Consider the following 15166-nt stretch of genomic DNA (forward strand, 5'->3'; position numbering starts at 1 on the left):
CGGGTCAACCCTGTTCAGCGGCCAGGCAGAGGTCGGTCCAGGCGCGTGCCTTGTCGGCGGGATTGCGCAGCAGGTAGGCGGGGTGATAAGTCGCCACCACCGATGCGCCGCCGGCGGAAGCCAGCGGCACGGCGCGGCCGCGCAGCTTGCCCAGCGGGTCGCCGCTGCGCATCAGGCTTTGCGCGGCCAGCGGGCCCATTGCCAGCACGATGCGCGGTGCGAGCGCCGCGGCATGCTCGTCGAAGGCCTCGTCCATGGCGCGCGGGCTGCCGGGCTGGCCGGCGGCCACGCCGCGGTGGGTGCGCATGAGGTGCACGGGGGTCTTGCCGTCGTGCAGCTTCAGCGCACGCAGCATGTTGTCGAGCAGGCGGCCGGCGTCGCCCGCAAAGGGTTCGCCGTGGCGGCCGTCGGCCTCGGGCGGCATGTCGGCCACGACCAGCCAGCCGCCCTGCGTCGATTCGGTGCCGGCGTCGGCATAGAGACGGCAGGGCGCCTCTACCAGCACGGCGGCGCCTCCGGACAGTGGCGCAGCGGCCGGGCGAACGACCGGTGCGGGGGGCGGCACGGGTGCCGCGACGGACCGGGCCGCGGGCGGCGGCGGTGCGGCCACCGGCATTTCAGCCTGCACGCGCTCGCGGACGACCGCCACCTCTTCGGTGGCTGCTGCGGAAGCCGTTCCAGGCGCCGCCTCGGCGGCCTCGGGCACCGGCCACCAGACCTTCACGCCCATCTCGTCGAGCATCGCGCGCTGGCGGGCGTCGAGCTTCAATGTCTGCACCGCGCTCATCGCAAGGCTCCCCAGGCGCTGCCTGTTTCATTCAAGCGCAGGCTCATGACGACCGCGTCCTCGCGCTTGCCGTCGTGCGCCGGGTAGTAGCCCTTGCGTACGCCGACGCTGCGAAAACCGTTACGCAGGTAGATGTCGAGAGCGCGCTGGTTGCTCCGGCGCACTTCGAGCCAGAGCCACTGCGCGCCCTCGGCCCGCGACCAGCCGCCCAATGCCTCGAGCATGAGCGGCGCCCAGCCCTGGCGCTGGAAGGCCGGCGCCACGGTGATGTTCAGCAGGTGCACCTCGTCGACGCCCTTCATGGCGACGAAGTAGCCGATCAGCGTCTCGCCCAGTTGGGTGAGCGGCGAGCTCACGCCGGGTGCCATGCCGGGCGCCAGAAGGCACTGGCAGTGGTAGCCCACGGCCATGGAGTCGGTGAAGTTGGCGCGCGTCCACGGATGGCTGTAGGCCGTCTGCTCGACCGCGCAGACGGCATCGATCCGCTCGACGGTGAGCGGTTCGAGGCGGGCTTCGACGGGCTGGAGGACGGCACTCATGCGATCAATGGGCTGCGGCTGCGGCCGCCTTGATGGCGGCGCGCTCTTCGGTGGTTTGCGCCACTTTATCGCGAACATAGAGCGGCCAGGCCTGTGCCGCCGGCACGGTGCGCCCGGCCGCGAGCAGCGCGGGGGCGAGCCGCAGCATCGCGGTGGCGCTCGGCAGCGCGTCGTGGCGGGCGGCGGCCGGGGCCAGGCGCGGGCCGTAGGCGGCGAAGGCGTTGCCGGCGAGCGCCCAGCCGGCGGGCACTTCAAGTGCCTCGGGCGACAGCAGCAGGGGCTCGTCGTTTCCGCCGAGCGGGCCGTCGGCCTCGAAGTCGTAGCGCGCGGCGTAAAGCTGGTCCATGCGCGCATCGAGCACGGCGACCACCTGCTTCGCGCCGAAGGCGTGGCGCGCTTCTTCGGCCACGGCGAGCAGCGTGTCGACTGGCAGCAGCGGCACGTTGGCGCCGAAGGCCAGCCCCTGCGCCACGGAGCAGGCGGTGCGCAGGCCGGTGAAAGAGCCGGGGCCCCGGCCGAAGACGATGGCATCGAGTTCGCCTAGCGCGAGCCTGGCTTCGCCCAGCAGTTGCTGGATCAGCGGCAGCAGGGTGGTCGATGCTTGCGCGCCGCCCACGCCGTTGTGGGCGTGCAGCGTGTCGCCGTGCAGCACGGCCACCGACAGGTGCTCGGTGCTGGTGTCGAAGGCGAGCAGCTTGGGCAAGGCGAGGGGCATCCGCCGATTATCGAGGGGCGGCCAATTCCCGGGCTCACGCGCCGTTATCGCTGCGCAGAATCGCCAGCCCCGCCTTGCGCAGCGGCGCCAGCGCCCGGGCCGGCACGTCCGGCGACACCAGCATGCTGGTGGCCGAGGCCACCGGGTTGACCACCCACGCCGACGCCGCCCCGATCTTTTCGGACGAGGCCAGCACCACCGTCTCGGCCGCCGACGCCATCAGCGCGCGCTTGATCTCGGCCTCTTCCAGGTCGCCCGTGGTCAGCCCCGCCTCGGCGTGCACGCCGGTGACACCCATGAAGTACGTGTCGGCATGGATGCGCGCAATGGCCGCCATTGCCGCCGAGCCGACCGCCACCACCGAATGCTTGAAGAGGCGCCCGCCGATCAGCACCACCTCGATGCCGGCATGCGCCACCAGCTCGACGGCCACCGACGGGCTGTGCGTGACCACGGTGGCCTGCAGGCTCGCCGGCAGGTGGCGCGCGAGCTGCACGGCGGTGGTGCCGCCGTCGATGAACACCACCTGCCCCGGCTTCACGAGGCGCGCGGCCGCGCGGCCGATGGCCACCTTTTCGTCGGGCGCGAGCTGCTGGCGCCGCGCGAAGTCGGCTTCGGCCGCCGCGACCGGCAACGCACCGCCGTGCACGCGCTGCAGCAAACCTTCGGCCGCCAGCTCGCGCAGGTCGCGGCGGATGGTGTCTTCCGACAGGCCGAGTTCGTCGCTGAGCGCCTTCGCGACGACGTTGCCGTCGCGCTTCAGGACCCAAAGGATGTGTTGCTTGCGCTGGCTGGTGAGCATTGCCCGATGGTACCGGCGTGGCCGATGGACTGCACGTTTTTTATTGTTTTTGCACGAATATGCACGTATGCTCGCAGCCATGACCATCCAAGACCGCGTCCGGGTGCACGAAGTCACCCTCCTTTCCGACAACTGGTACACGCTGCGCACCACCGCCTTCGACTGGCGCCGCAACGACGGCCAGTGGCAGCGGATGCACCGCGAGACCTACGACCGCGGCAACGGCGCCACGCTGCTGCCCTACAACCTCGCGCAGCGCAGCGTGCTGCTGACGCGGCAGTTCCGCTACCCGGCCTTCGTCAACGGCCACGACGGCCTGCTGATCGAAGCCGCGGCCGGCCTGCTGGACAACGCCGCGCCCGAGGAGCGCATCCGCGCGGAGGTCGAGGAAGAGCTCGGCTACCGCCTCGGCGCGGTGCAGAAGATCTTCGAGAGCTTCATGAGCCCGGGCTCGGTCACCGAGAAGCTGCACTTCTTCGTCGCGCCGTACGAGTCCTCGATGCGCATCGGCGCAGGCGGCGGGCTGGCGGAAGAGGGCGAGGACATCGAGGTGCTGGAGCTCGGCATCGACGAGGCGCTGGCCATGGTGGCCGACGGCCGCATCGCCGACGCCAAGACGGTCATGCTGCTGTACCACGCGAAGCTGCACCTGTTCCCGCCGGGATAATCGGCGGATGCCTTTTGCCTTCCGCCGCGCCGCCCTCGCACTGACCCTCGCAACGCTGGCCTCGGCCGGCGCATCCGCCCAGCAGGCCCTCCCGACCCAGGTCGACGCCGCCCTCGCCCGCGCCAAGGTGCCGCGCGAATCCGTGACCATGCTGGTGGCCGAAGCCGACGGCACACGCCCGCCGCGGCTGGCCTGGCGCACGCAGGCGCCGGTGAATCCGGCGTCGATCATGAAGCTGGTGACCACCTACGCCGCGCTGGACCTGCTCGGCGCGGCCTACAGCTGGACCACGCCGGTCTATGTCGACGGCACGGTGAACAACGGCGTGCTCAACGGCAACCTGTACATCAAGGGCCAGGGCGACCCCAAGCTGGTGCTGGAGCGCGTGTGGCTGCTGCTGCGCCACGTGCAGGGGCTGGGCATCACCACGGTGAGCGGCGACATCGTGATCGACCGCAGCGCGTTCGAGACCACGGTCGAGGGCGACCCGTCGGCCTTCGACGGCGAGCCGCTGCGGCCCTACAACGCCTCGCCCGATGCGCTGCTCGTGAACTTCAAGTCGGTCAACATGAGCTTCGCGCCCGACCGCGCGGGCCAGATCGCGCGCGTGAGCTACGAGCCCCCGCTCGCGAGCGTGGCGATGCCGCCGACCGTGGCGCTCGTGCCCGGCGAATGCGGCGACTGGCGCGCCGCGCTGCGGCCCGACTTCAGCGACGTGAACCGCATCCGCTTCAACGGCGGCTTTCCGGCCGCCTGCGGCGAGAAGAACTGGGCCGTGGCCTACGGCGACCCGCGCACCTACGCCATGCGGGCCATCGGCGGCATGTGGGCCGAGATGGGCGGGCGCGTGGGCGGGCAGATGCGCGAAGGGCGCGCGCCGGCGGGGCTGAAGCCGGCCTTCGAGTTCGAGTCGCCGCCGCTGGCCGAAGTGATCCGCGACATCAACAAGTACAGCAACAACGTGATGGCGCAGCAGTTGTTCCTCACGATCGGGCTCACGCAGAAGAACCGCGGCACCTTCGAGGCTTCGCGCGCGGCGCTGGGCCAGTGGTGGCGCGAGCGCATCGGCACGGGCGAGGCGCAGCCCGTGTTCGAGAACGGCTCGGGCCTGTCGCGCGACGAGCGCATCAGCGCGGCTGCGCTCGGCAAGATGCTGCAGGTGGCATGGCGTTCGCCGGTGATGCCGGAGCTGATGTCCTCGCTGCCCGCCATGGGCGTGGACGGCACGCTGAAGAAGCGCACGCTGCGCTCGGGCGGCTCGGCCCACCTGAAGACGGGCACGCTGCGCGATGCCTCCGGCGTGGCCGGCTACGTGGACGGTGCGAGCGGCCGGCGCTACGTGCTGGTGGCCATCGCCAACGGCGAGAACGCGGGGGCGGCGCGCGCCGCGTTCGACGCACTGGTCGACTGGGCCTCGCAGGACAACTGACGGCAGGTGGCGGGCCTGCGCGACCCTGCCAGGTACTGAAATCTTCTGATGGCAAATGCCGCTTGCGCGCGGCCATGGCACTGCACAGAATCGGACGGCCGTTCTATTCAGTACAAATCCAACGCAGGAGACATGCCTTGACCAAGCCACGCCCCCACTCGTTCGTCCTGATGCGCAAGACAGCCGCCTGGACGGCGCTCGCAAGCGTAACCTTGCTGCTGCTCTCCGCCTGCGGCGGCGGGGATGGTGGCGGAGTAGGCATCGGCGTTGGCTTTCCGCCGCCCGTAGCCGACACCGGCCGGGGCTCGGTGGTCACCAACCCGCCCGAGCAGACGGCCAAGCTGACCGCCGACCAGTTCCAGGCCAACCTCCAGGCCAGCGACCAGGGCAGGTCGGTGCTGCAGGTGGCCGGCACGCCCAAGTGCGGCATCGACGTGCGCTACCTCGAATACCGCACCATCGGCGCGAAGAACGAGGCGACCAACGCCACCGCCGCGATCATGGTGCCCACGGGCACCGACGTGGCCTGCGGCGGCCAGCGGCCCGTGGTGCTCTATGCCCACGGCACCACCGCCGCCAAGGCCTACAACCTCGCCAAGTGGACCGACAGCACGCAGCCGGCCGCAGGCGAGGGCCTGATGATTGCCGCCATGTTCGCGGCGCAGGGCTACATCGTGGTGGCGCCCAACTACGCGGGCTACGACAAGTCGACGCTGCCCTACCACCCGTACCTCGACGGCGACCAGCAGGGCAAGGACATGGTCGACGCGCTCACGGCCGCGCGCAAGACCTTCTCGGGCATCGACGCGAACGACGCCGGCTCGCTGTTCATCACCGGCTATTCGCAGGGCGGCTATGTCGCGATGGCGGCGCATCGCGAGATGCAGGCGACGGGCAAGACGGTGACGGCCTCGGCGCCGCTGTCGGCGCCCTCGGCCATCAGCCTGTTGTCCGACTACACCTACCTGGGCTGGCCGGCGCTGGGCTCCACGCTGTTCGTGCCGCTGCTGTCGACCAGCTGGCAGCAGCAGTTCGGCAACGTCTACAACGCCACCAGCGACATCTACGAAGCGCAGTACGCCACCGGCATCGACACCCTGCTGCCGAGCCTGACGCCCGGCACGCTGTTCTCCAGCGGCAAGCTGCCGCAGCTGGCGCTGTTCCCGGCGAATGCCACGCCGGGGCCGGTGAGCCCCTCGCTGTCGATCTTCTACGGCGCCAACAACCTGATCAAGCAGAGCTTCCTGACGCAAGCGGCCGGCGACATCCTGGCCGCGCCCTGCCCCGGCAACGCACTGCCGGCCACGGCGGCGTCGCTGAGCACGACCTCGCCGCTGGACTGCAAGCCGGCGACAGGTTTCCGCAAGGCGGCCGTCGCCAACGACCTGCGCAACTGGGTGCCGACCCGGCCGATGCTGATGTGCGGCGGCGCCAACGACCCGACGGTGAACTTCCTCAGCACCCGCGCCACCTCGGGCTATTTCCGCGCCAAGGGCGTGCCGGCCGCAGCGCTGGCGGTGGTGGACCTGGAGGATTCGACCGCGATCGACGCCTACTCGACCGCGCGCGCCGGCTTCGCGCAGGCCAAGGACCTGCTGGCGCAGAACACGCCGGGCAGCGCGTCCGACAAGGCGCAGGCGGTCATGCTCGCGTACCACGGCACGCTGGCGCCGCCGTTCTGCCTGGCATCGGCGCGAGGCTTCTTCCAGGGCGTGCTGGCCGCCGGCGGCTGAGCAAAGGAAGAGCCGGCCCCTTCCAGGAATACCGCGGAACCGGCTTTGCCGGGCCGCTGGTATTGCTCCCTGCAGGGGGTTGGCGCAGCGACACGAAGTGCGCGAAGCCTGGGGGTGAGTTCGAAGCCTTCGCGGAACCGGCTTTGCCGGGCCGCAGGTATTGCCCCCTGCAAAGGGGGTTGGCGGCCACACGAAGTGGGCGAGCCTGGGGGTTAGCCTGGATCAAGCCGCAGATGCGCGCTGCAAGCGATCTCGCACGCCTTCCCACTCGTGCGTGTCGGGCGGCGACTCGACCCAGATCAGCTTGACGCCCTGCGCATCGAACTCGCGCAGCACCGCGAACAGCAGCTGGGCGCTCGCCGCCGCGTCGTCGGGCATGCGCCGCAGCACCACGCGCTGCGAGCGGCTGCGCATCGGGGCTCGCGACCAGACGGCGATGTGCGCGGCGTTGGCGCCCAGCACGTCGAGGCCGGCCTGGATGGCCTTGGCGTCCATCAGGCGCACCTTGGCATTCGGGGCGTAGTGAGCCTCCAGCGTGCCCGAGGCCCGCGGGTCGGGTGTTTCGAGCACTTCGCGGTCGGCGAGCTTCTCGCCGCAAGCCGCCTCGATCTGCGCGCGCGTGATCACGCCCGGCCGCAGCAGCACGGGGGCGCCGCGGCTGCAGTCGACGATGGTCGACTCGATGCCGACCTCGCACGCGCCACCGTCGACAACCAGCAACGCATCGCCGAACTCGTCGAACACATGCTGCGCCGTGGTCGGGCTGACCCGGCCGAAGCGGTTGGCGCTCGGCCCCGCGAGGCCGGGCACGCCCTGCTCGGCGCAGGCTTCGAGCAGCGCCTGCGCCACGGGATGCGAAGGGCAGCGCAGGCCGATGGTGTCCTGCCCGCCCGCCGCCGCCGCGCCCACGCCGGGCTGGCGCGTGACGATCAACGTGAGCGGGCCGGGCCAGAAGACCTGCACGAGCTTCTGCGCGAAAAGCGGCAGCGGCTGGGCGAAGCGCGACAGCGACTCGGTGCCCTTGATGCCGGCCGCCACGTGGACGATCAGCGGGTGGTCGGCGGGCCGCCCCTTGGCCTTGAAGATGCCGGCGACGGCCATGTCGCTGCTCGCGTCTGCGCCCAGCCCGTAGACGGTCTCGGTCGGGAACGCGACCAGCCCGCCCGCGCGCAGCACGCGCGTGGCCTCGGCGATGGCTTCGGGGGAGCGGCCGTCGAGGATCATGCGAGGTCGGCGGTGGTCACCGCCGGCAGGCCCAGCAGCTGCGCGGCCTGCGAGGCCGTGGTGCGCACGGCTTCGAGCGTGGCGCCGGTGAGCGTGAGGTGGCCCATCTTGCGGCCGCGCCGCGGGTCGATCTTTCCGTAGAGGTGCAGATGCACGCCCGGCAGCGCAAGCACTTCGCTCCAGCGCGGCGATACGGGCTTGGCGGCCTTGTCATCGCCCGCGGGGAACCACAGGTCGCCCAGCAGGTTCAGCATGATCGCGGGACTGTGCTGGCGCGGCGCGGCCAGCGGCAGGCCGGCGAGCGTGCGCACCTGCAGCTCGAACTGCGACACGTCACAGGCTTCCATCGTGTAGTGGCCGCTGTTGTGCGGGCGCGGTGCCATCTCGTTGACGACCAGCGAGCCGTCGGCCAGCGCGAAGAACTCGACGCACAGCACGCCGACGTAGTCCAAACCGTTGGCGATGCTCTTGGCCGAATTGACCGCGCCCTGCGCCACCGTCTTCGGCATGTTCTGCGGATGCACCTCGGTGACGGCGAGGATGCCGTCGCGGTGCAGGTTGCGCTGCGGCGGGAAGTGCACGATCTGGCCGTCGCGGCTGCGCGCGAGGATGACCGAGCATTCGAATTCGAGCGGCAGCATCTTCTCGAGCACGCAGGGCACGCAGCCCGTGGCCTGCCAGGCATCGACCAGTTCGGCGCGCGTCTTCACGCGCTGCTGGCCCTTGCCGTCGTAGCCCAGCCGCGCGGTCTTCAGGATGCCGGGCAGCAGGCCGTCGTCGACGGCGGCGAGCTGCGCCGCGGTCTCGATGGCCGCGTAAGGTGCGCAGGGCACGCCGCAGCGGGTGAAATGGGCCTTCTCGGCGATGCGGTCCTGCGCGATGGCGATGGCCGAGGCGTCGGGCGACACCGGCCGCGCGACCGCGAGGTGCTCCAGCGAGGGCGCCGGCACGTTCTCGAACTCGGTCGTCACCGCGTCGGCCAGGCCCGCGAGCCGGGCGAGGCCGTCGATGTCGTCGTAGTCGGTGTGGATGTGATGGTGGCTCACGCGGCCGGCGGGGCTGTCGGTGTCGGGGTCGAGCACCGCCGTGAAGTAGCCCATGCGCTGGGCCGCGTGGGCGAACATGCGCCCCAGCTGGCCGCCGCCGAGCACGCCGAGCGTGGCGCCCGGAAGAATGGGCAGGTCGCCGTTCTGGCTCACAGGGCACCTCCGCCTTGCGGCGAGAAAGGAGAAACGGGGGGCGTCTCCGCGGCGGGGGCCGGCGGCAGCGTCATGGCCTCGGCGGCGGCGGTCTGCGCCGTGCGGAAGGCGTCGAGCTTCGCGCGCAGCGCCGGATCGTTCACCGCCAGCATCGACACCGCGAACAGCGCCGCGTTGGCCGCGCCGGCATTGCCGATGGCGAAGGTGGCCACCGGCACGCCCTTGGGCATCTGCACGATGCTGTAGAGCGAATCGACGCCCTGCAGGTGGCGGCTGGCCACCGGCACGCCGAGTACCGGCACCGTGGTTTTCGAGGCCAGCATGCCCGGCAGGTGCGCCGCGCCGCCCGCGCCCGCGATGATCGCCGTGAGCCCGCGCCCGGCGGCGCTTTCGGCGTATGCGAACAGCGCATCGGGCATCCGGTGGGCCGAGACCACCTTGGCTTCGTGCCCGATTCCGAATTGCTGGAGAATCTCGACCGCGTTGCGCATCGTCTCCCAATCGGAGTTCGAGCCCATCACTACACCGACCTGAATGGTTTCGTTCATGGTTTCAATTTTACGTTTCACCCTCAGTTGGTTCCGATGATCGACATCACTCTCGAAAATTTCCAGGCCGAACTGATCGAAGGCTCCGTCGCCACGCCGGTGCTGCTGGACATCTGGGCCGAATGGTGCGGCCCCTGCAAACAGCTCGGCCCGGTGCTCGAAAAGCTCGAGGTCGAGTACGCCGGCCGCTTCACGCTGGCCAAGCTCGACGCCGACAAGGTGCCGCAGATTTCTTCGCAGCTGTCGGAGATGTTCGGCGTGCGCAGCATCCCGTTCTGCGTGATGTTCAAGGACGGCCAGCCGGTGGACGGCTTCGTCGGCGCCATCCCGGCCGAGAAGATCCGCGAGTTCCTCGACAAGCACGTGCCGGGCGCCGACGAAGCCGAGGCCGCCTCGGAGGAAGCCGCCGCGCAGGAAGCTCTGGCCGAAGGCGACACCGGGGGCGCCCTCGAAAGACTGCAGCACGCCGTGGCCACCGACCCGGCCAACGACGACGCCCGCTTCGACTACATCAAGCTGCTGCTGCAGGAAGGCCGCCACGACGACGCCAAGGTGGCCTTTGCGCCGGTGATCGCCAAGACCACGCTGGTGCGCCGCTTCGATGCGCTGCAGCGCTGGATGGACGCTATCGATTTCGCAGCACCACCTGCAGGCACGGCGCCCGCGATGGCTGATTTCGAGGCGAAGATCGCCGCCAACAAGCGCGACTTCGACGCTCGCTTCGGCCGCGCCCGCCTGCTGATGGCCGCGCAGCGCTGGACCGACGCCATGGACGAGCTGCTCGACATCCTGATGCGCGACAAGACCTGGAGCGAAGACCTCGCCCGCAAGACCTACATCGCGATCCTCGATGTGATCGAGCCGCCGAAGGTGAAGGTGGCCGACGGGCAGATTCCGCCGGACGATCCGGTGGTGGCAACCTACCGGCGCCGCCTGAGCAGCGTGGTGCTGAGCTGATGCGAAAGCGGCCTGCGGGCCGCTTTTTTCATGGCCTCGCCATGAACGCGGCGGCATTGGCGAGCGGGGCCTCGTCGCATACGATCACGCCCGATTCAACTTGTTGCAAATTCGAAAAGGAAAGACCGGCCATGCGTTCCTTCGTCCGCCTCGCCCGCCGCACCGCGCCCCCCGTTCTCGCCGCGACGGCACTGCTGGCCGTCCTGACAGGCTGCGGGAGCGGCATCAGCCTCGACGAGCCGATCGAAGGGCCCGCCTGGCAACTGGTTCAGCTGGGCGACGAGCCCGTCGCGCCCGGCAGCGGCGCGCAGGTGCAGTTCGACCGCAGCAGCGGACGCCTCAGCGGCTCGGGCGGCTGCAATCGCCTTTCGGGCACGTTCACGCGCAGCGGCATCTCCCTGAAGATCGGCCAGCTGGCCTCGACCCGCATGGCCTGCGCCGACCCGGCACGCGGCGCCAACGAGGCGCAGTTCATTTCCGCCCTGCAGAGCACCGCGAGCTACAGCCTTGCGGGCCCCGAACGCCTTGCGCTGCTCAACGCCAGCGGGCGCGCCGTGGCAACGCTGAGCACCAGCGGGCGCTGAAAGAAGAAAAAGCCCGGAATCAGCCCGTCAGGCGCTCCAGCGCCTCGCGGTACTTGGCCGCCGTCTTCTCGATGACCTCGGCCGGCAGGCGCGGCGCCGGGGGCGTCTTGTCCCAGGGCTTGCCGTTGATCTTGGTGGCTTCGAGCCAGTCGCGCACGAACTGCTTGTCGTAGCTCGGCGGGTTGGTGCCGGCGGCCAGCGCGGCCTCGTAGCCCTCGACCGGCCAGTAGCGCGAGCTGTCGGGCGTGAGCACCTCGTCCATCAGCACCAGCGTGCCGGCTTCGTCCAGGCCGAACTCGAACTTGGTGTCGGCAATGATCATCCCCTTGGCCAGCGCGATCTGAGCGGCGGTTTCGTAGATCTCGATGCTGGTCTCGCGGATCTGCTGGGCCAGCTTGGGGCCGACGATCTCGACCACGCGCTCGTAGCTGATGTTCTCGTCGTGCTCGCCGGCCGCGGCCTTGGCTGCGGGCGTGAAGATCGGGCGCGGCAGCTTGCTGGCGTTGGTCAGGCCTTCGGGCAGCGGCACGCCGCAGACCGAGCGGCTCTCCTGGTATTCCTTCCAGCCGCTGCCGGCGAGGTAGCCGCGCACCACGGCCTCGACCGGGATCGGCTTCAGCCGCTTGACCAGCATCGAGCGGCCCGTGACCTGCGGCACCTCGTCGGGCGTGACCGCGCTCTCGGGCGCATCACCGGTCAGGTGGTTGGGACACAGCTGGCCGAGCCGGTCGAACCACCACAGCGCCATCTGCGTGAGGATCTCGCCCTTGCCGGGAATGGGCTCGCCCATGATCACGTCGAAGGCGCTGAGCCGGTCGCTCGCGACCATCAGGATGCGGTCTTCGCCGACGGCGTAGTTGTCGCGCACCTTGCCGCGCGCAAGCAGGGGCAGGCTCTGGATGGAGGAGGTGTGGACGGTGGTCATGAGGCAGTTGCGGTGAAAACGGGATAGCGGAATTCGGATTGTGCGCGCAGAAAAAAGCCACCATCGACGGTGGCCCGCAGATCGCGAAAAAAGCCCCCGATCATTCGGGAGGGCCGCCGCGCACGGCCGCCCCCGGTAGGGGGTAGGCGAAGCGACACGAAGTGCGCGCAGCCTGGGGGCGAGCTTGGTTAAATGACTTCTTGCGCCAGTTCGCCCTTGGCGTACTTGGCAGCGACGACTTGCAGGCTGTCGCCCTTGATCTTGGCGCCCTGGCCTTCGCAGCCGAACTCGATGTAGCGCTGCTTGCAGATCTGCTTGGCGGCTTCGCGCGCGGGCTTGAGCCACTCGCGGGCGTCGAACTTCTCGGGGTTCTCGGCCAGGAACTTACGCACCGCGCCGGTCATGGCCAGGCGGATGTCGGTGTCGATGTTGATCTTGCGCACGCCGTACTTGATGGCTTCCTGGATTTCCTCGACCGGCACGCCGTAGGTTTCCTTCATGTTGCCGCCGTGCTTGCGGATGATTTCCAGCAGGTCCTGCGGCACCGACGACGAGCCGTGCATCACCAGGTGGGTGTTGGGCAGGCGGGCGTGGATTTCCTTCACGCGCGAAATCGACAGGATGTCGCCCGTGGGCTTGCGCGTGAACTTGTAAGCGCCGTGGCTGGTGCCGATGGCGATGGCCAGCGCGTCGAGCTGCGTGGCCTTGACGAACTGGGCGGCTTCTTCCGGGTCGGTCAGCAGGGCCGAGTGGTCGAGCACGCCTTCGGCGCCGATGCCGTCTTCTTCACCGGCCAGGCCGGTTTCGAGCGAACCCAGGCAACCCAGCTCGCCCTCGACGGTCACGCCGACCTTGTGTGCCAGCTGGACCACCTTGCGGGTCACGTCGACGTTGTAGTCGAACGAGGCCGGCGTCTTGCCGTCCTCGTGCAGCGAGCCGTCCATCATGACGGAGGAGAAGCCCAGGTCGATGGCGCCCTGGCAGATGGCCGGGCTCTGGCCGTGGTCCTGGTGCATCACCAGCGGGATGTTCGGGTACTGCTCGATGGCGGCCTGGATCAGGTGCTTGATGAAGGCTTCGCCGGCGTACTTGCGCGCGCCTGCACTGGCTTGAAGGATGACGGGCGCGCCCGTTTCCTTGGCGGCCTCCATCACGGCCTGGACCTGTTCGAGGTTGTTGACGTTGAAGGCCGGAATGCCGTAGCCATTGGCTGCGGCATGGTCGAGCAGTTCGCGCATCGAGACGAGTGCCATGGGGAAATACCTCGCTGGAATTAGGGGAAGAAGAAGGCGGGAAGACGAGAGAAAACTGCCGCAATTCTACCGAGCCCCCTTGTGGGACGGCACTGACGCCGATTTGGCGCCCGCACCTCAGATCGGCAGCTGCGTGGTCGACAGCACCTGCTTGAGCACCACGAAGGTCCTGATCTGCCGCACGCCCGGCAAGTACAGCAGCTGCTCGGCATGCAGGCGGTTGAAGCTGTCGCTGTCGCGCGTGCGCACGAGCATGAAGTAGTCGAACTCGCCCGTGACCACGTGGCATTCGAGGCAGCCCGGCACCTTCTGCGCGGCCTTCTCGAAGTCGGCGAAGGAATCGGGCGTGGAGCGGTCGAGCACCACGCCGATCATCACGAGCATGCCGAGGTCGAGCGCATCGGGGTCGAGCAGCGCGACGATGCCCTTGATGAGCCCCGCCGCCTTGAGCCGCTCGACGCGGCGCAGGCAGGCGGCGGCGCTGAGGTTGACCTTGGCGGCCAGTGCCACGTTCGACAGCGAGGCGTCGCGCTGCAGGGCGCGAAGGATGGCGCGGTCGGTGCGATCCAGCTCCGGCGGAATACGCAATTTTGTTGTGCTCATTACTTTTTCTACGGAATAAAAACATTCGATCTGGTCATCGTGCATTTTTTTGTCGATTGAATCCAGAAAATTTCGCAAGCACGTTGCGAGCCGTTCTTCCTACGATCGAAGGCCTCAACGCACTGGAGCCTCCGTCATGAACCTCAAGAAGTTTCCCCGCCACGCCCTGACCTTCGGCCCCTCGCCGATCCACCCGCTGAAGCGGCTGAGCGCGCACCTCGGCGGCAAGGTCGACCTGTATGCCAAGCGCGAGGACTGCAACAGCGGCCTGGCCTTCGGCGGCAACAAGACGCGCAAGCTCGAGTACCTGATTCCCGAGGCGCTCGAGGGCGGCTACGACACGCTGGTGTCCATCGGCGGCATCCAGTCGAACCAGACGCGGCAGGTCGCCGCCGTGGCCGCGCACCTCGGGATGAAATGCGTGCTGGTGCAGGAAAATTGGGTCAACTACTCGGATGCGGTCTACGACCGGGTCGGCAACATCGAGATGTCACGCATCCTCGGTGCCGACGTGCGGCTCGATGCGGCGGGCTTCGACATCGGCATCCGCAAGAGCTGGGAAGACGCGATGGAAAGCGTGCGCAAGGCCGGCGGCAAGCCGTTCCCGATTCCCGCGGGCTGCTCGGAACACCCGCGCGGCGGGCTCGGCTTCGTGGCCTTCGCCGAGGAAGTACGCCAGCAGGAAGCCGAGCTGGGCTTCAAGTTCGACTACGTCGTGGTCTGCTCGGTCACCGGCAGCACGCAGGCCGGCATGGTGGTGGGCTTCGCGGCCGACGGCCGCGCCGACCGCGTGATCGGCATCGACGCCTCGGCCAAGCCGCAGCAGACCTACGACCAGATCCTTCGCATTGCGAAGAACACGGCCGAGCTGGTCGAGCTGGGCCGCGACATCACCGAAAAGGACGTGGTGCTCGACCGCCGCTTCGGCGGCCCCGAGTACGGGCTGCCGAACGACGGCACGCTGGAGGCCATCCGCCTGTGCGCGCGCTTCGAAGGCATGCTGACCGACCCCGTGTACGAGGGCAAGTCGATGCACGGGATGATCGAGAAGGTGCGGCTGGGCGAATTCCCGGCCGGTTCGAAGGTGCTGTACGCGCACCTGGGCGGCGTGCCGGCCCTGAACGCCTACAGCTTCCTCTTCAGAAACGGTTGAACGCCAGGAACACCGCGGAACCGGCTTTGCCGGCCCGCAGGTGTTGCC

The 15166-nt window shown here is 69.2% G+C and carries 16 protein-coding genes; 6 read left to right on the top strand and 10 right to left on the bottom strand.

From position 1 onward, the window contains the following. Positions 1-4: 4 nt before the first annotated feature. The 4 genes from ACEN9N_RS23395 to ACEN9N_RS23410 are packed head-to-tail and all read right to left on the bottom strand — an operon-like array spanning position 5 to position 2843. Complete coding sequence (locus ACEN9N_RS23395; protein WP_495654630.1) at positions 5-787, bottom strand: uracil-DNA glycosylase family protein; 783 nt, start codon at positions 785-787, stop codon at positions 5-7. Beyond that, positions 784-1326 (bottom strand): ribosomal protein S18-alanine N-acetyltransferase, encoded by a 543-nt coding sequence (gene rimI, locus ACEN9N_RS23400; RefSeq protein ID WP_009124740.1) that lies wholly within the window; start codon positions 1324-1326, stop codon positions 784-786. The genes ACEN9N_RS23395 and rimI overlap by 4 nt, the downstream gene beginning before the upstream one ends. 4 nt (positions 1327-1330) lie before the next feature. Then, entirely contained in the window at positions 1331-2041 is a 711-nt protein-coding gene (gene tsaB / locus ACEN9N_RS23405; protein WP_495654631.1) for a tRNA (adenosine(37)-N6)-threonylcarbamoyltransferase complex dimerization subunit type 1 TsaB, read from the bottom strand. A 34-nt stretch (positions 2042-2075) separates the two neighbouring features. Beyond that, entirely contained in the window at positions 2076-2843 is a 768-nt protein-coding gene (locus ACEN9N_RS23410; RefSeq protein ID WP_495654632.1) for a DeoR/GlpR family DNA-binding transcription regulator, read from the bottom strand. A 79-nt stretch (positions 2844-2922) separates the two neighbouring features. Here ACEN9N_RS23410 and ACEN9N_RS23415 point away from each other — a divergent pair, with 79 nt between their 5' ends. The 3 genes from ACEN9N_RS23415 (at position 2923) to ACEN9N_RS23425 (ending at position 6672) form a co-directional block, all read left to right on the top strand. Further along, positions 2923-3510 (top strand): NUDIX hydrolase, encoded by a 588-nt coding sequence (locus ACEN9N_RS23415; protein ID WP_009124720.1) that lies wholly within the window; start codon positions 2923-2925, stop codon positions 3508-3510. A gap of 7 nt (positions 3511-3517) precedes the next feature. After that, positions 3518-4939, top strand: a complete 1422-nt coding sequence (gene dacB / locus ACEN9N_RS23420) for a D-alanyl-D-alanine carboxypeptidase/D-alanyl-D-alanine endopeptidase (RefSeq protein WP_478178915.1) — start codon at positions 3518-3520, stop codon at positions 4937-4939. Between the two features lie 170 nt (positions 4940-5109). Beyond that, entirely contained in the window at positions 5110-6672 is a 1563-nt protein-coding gene (locus tag ACEN9N_RS23425) for an alpha/beta hydrolase family protein (protein ID WP_495656415.1), read from the top strand. Between the two features lie 222 nt (positions 6673-6894). Here the strand turns inward: ACEN9N_RS23425 and ACEN9N_RS23430 are convergent, their stop codons facing one another. The 3 genes from ACEN9N_RS23430 to purE are packed head-to-tail and all read right to left on the bottom strand — an operon-like array spanning position 6895 to position 9643. After that, positions 6895-7896 carry an L-threonylcarbamoyladenylate synthase gene (locus tag ACEN9N_RS23430; protein ID WP_413331899.1) on the bottom strand — a complete coding sequence of 334 codons (1002 nt, stop codon included), beginning with the start codon at positions 7894-7896 and terminating at the stop codon, positions 6895-6897. Next, positions 7893-9095: a 5-(carboxyamino)imidazole ribonucleotide synthase gene (locus ACEN9N_RS23435; RefSeq protein ID WP_495654633.1), complete on the bottom strand. Its 1203-nt coding sequence runs from the start codon at positions 9093-9095 to the stop codon at positions 7893-7895. Before ACEN9N_RS23435 ends, ACEN9N_RS23430 begins: the two co-directional genes overlap by 4 nt. After that, positions 9092-9643 carry a 5-(carboxyamino)imidazole ribonucleotide mutase gene (purE, locus tag ACEN9N_RS23440; RefSeq protein WP_007829046.1) on the bottom strand — a complete coding sequence of 184 codons (552 nt, stop codon included), beginning with the start codon at positions 9641-9643 and terminating at the stop codon, positions 9092-9094. Before purE ends, ACEN9N_RS23435 begins: the two co-directional genes overlap by 4 nt. 36 nt (positions 9644-9679) lie before the next feature. Between purE and ACEN9N_RS23445 the strand changes: the two genes are divergently transcribed. Together ACEN9N_RS23445 and ACEN9N_RS23450 are read left to right on the top strand one after the other, a co-directional pair. Further along, positions 9680-10600, top strand: coding sequence for a tetratricopeptide repeat protein (locus tag ACEN9N_RS23445; RefSeq protein WP_007829048.1), 921 nt, complete (start codon positions 9680-9682; stop codon positions 10598-10600). Between the two features lie 131 nt (positions 10601-10731). Continuing rightward, positions 10732-11184 carry an META domain-containing protein gene (locus ACEN9N_RS23450; protein WP_007829050.1) on the top strand — a complete coding sequence of 151 codons (453 nt, stop codon included), beginning with the start codon at positions 10732-10734 and terminating at the stop codon, positions 11182-11184. Positions 11185-11203: 19 nt separating this feature from the next. Here the strand turns inward: ACEN9N_RS23450 and ACEN9N_RS23455 are convergent, their stop codons facing one another. The 3 genes from ACEN9N_RS23455 to ACEN9N_RS23465 form a co-directional block, all read right to left on the bottom strand. Continuing rightward, on the bottom strand, positions 11204-12109 hold the full coding sequence (locus ACEN9N_RS23455; protein WP_007829052.1) for a phosphoribosylaminoimidazolesuccinocarboxamide synthase: 906 nt from the start codon (positions 12107-12109) through the stop codon (positions 11204-11206). A gap of 188 nt (positions 12110-12297) precedes the next feature. Continuing rightward, positions 12298-13362: a class II fructose-bisphosphate aldolase gene (gene fba / locus ACEN9N_RS23460; RefSeq protein WP_007829054.1), complete on the bottom strand. Its 1065-nt coding sequence runs from the start codon at positions 13360-13362 to the stop codon at positions 12298-12300. Between the two features lie 117 nt (positions 13363-13479). After that, a complete protein-coding gene (locus ACEN9N_RS23465) occupies positions 13480-13965 on the bottom strand; it encodes an Lrp/AsnC family transcriptional regulator (RefSeq protein WP_042672759.1) in 486 nt (161 codons plus the stop codon). A 136-nt stretch (positions 13966-14101) separates the two neighbouring features. Between ACEN9N_RS23465 and ACEN9N_RS23470 the strand changes: the two genes are divergently transcribed. Next, the gene (locus ACEN9N_RS23470) at positions 14102-15118 is read left to right on the top strand and encodes a 1-aminocyclopropane-1-carboxylate deaminase (protein WP_007829058.1); all 1017 of its coding nucleotides are present in this window, start codon (positions 14102-14104) and stop codon (positions 15116-15118) included. The last annotated feature ends 48 nt before the right edge of the window (positions 15119-15166 follow it).

Source organism: Variovorax sp. Varisp46 (genome assembly GCF_059491885.1).

Coding starts and splice junctions, on each gene's coding strand:
- ACEN9N_RS23455 (WP_007829052.1), bottom strand. CDS start 12,109: ATGACCACCGTCCACACCTCCTCCATCCAGAGCCTGCCCCTGCTTGCG.
- ACEN9N_RS23410 (WP_495654632.1), bottom strand. CDS start 2,843: ATGCTCACCAGCCAGCGCAAGCAACACATCCTTTGGGTCCTGAAGCGC.
- ACEN9N_RS23465 (WP_042672759.1), bottom strand. CDS start 13,965: ATGAGCACAACAAAATTGCGTATTCCGCCGGAGCTGGATCGCACCGAC.
- ACEN9N_RS23450 (WP_007829050.1), top strand. CDS start 10,732: ATGCGTTCCTTCGTCCGCCTCGCCCGCCGCACCGCGCCCCCCGTTCTC.
- ACEN9N_RS23445 (WP_007829048.1), top strand. CDS start 9,680: ATGATCGACATCACTCTCGAAAATTTCCAGGCCGAACTGATCGAAGGC.
- ACEN9N_RS23415 (WP_009124720.1), top strand. CDS start 2,923: ATGACCATCCAAGACCGCGTCCGGGTGCACGAAGTCACCCTCCTTTCC.
- rimI (WP_009124740.1), bottom strand. CDS start 1,326: ATGAGTGCCGTCCTCCAGCCCGTCGAAGCCCGCCTCGAACCGCTCACC.
- ACEN9N_RS23395 (WP_495654630.1), bottom strand. CDS start 787: ATGAGCGCGGTGCAGACATTGAAGCTCGACGCCCGCCAGCGCGCGATG.
- fba (WP_007829054.1), bottom strand. CDS start 13,362: ATGGCACTCGTCTCGATGCGCGAACTGCTCGACCATGCCGCAGCCAAT.
- tsaB (WP_495654631.1), bottom strand. CDS start 2,041: ATGCCCCTCGCCTTGCCCAAGCTGCTCGCCTTCGACACCAGCACCGAG.
- ACEN9N_RS23430 (WP_413331899.1), bottom strand. CDS start 7,896: ATGATCCTCGACGGCCGCTCCCCCGAAGCCATCGCCGAGGCCACGCGC.
- ACEN9N_RS23425 (WP_495656415.1), top strand. CDS start 5,110: ATGCGCAAGACAGCCGCCTGGACGGCGCTCGCAAGCGTAACCTTGCTG.
- ACEN9N_RS23470 (WP_007829058.1), top strand. CDS start 14,102: ATGAACCTCAAGAAGTTTCCCCGCCACGCCCTGACCTTCGGCCCCTCG.
- dacB (WP_478178915.1), top strand. CDS start 3,518: ATGCCTTTTGCCTTCCGCCGCGCCGCCCTCGCACTGACCCTCGCAACG.
- purE (WP_007829046.1), bottom strand. CDS start 9,643: ATGAACGAAACCATTCAGGTCGGTGTAGTGATGGGCTCGAACTCCGAT.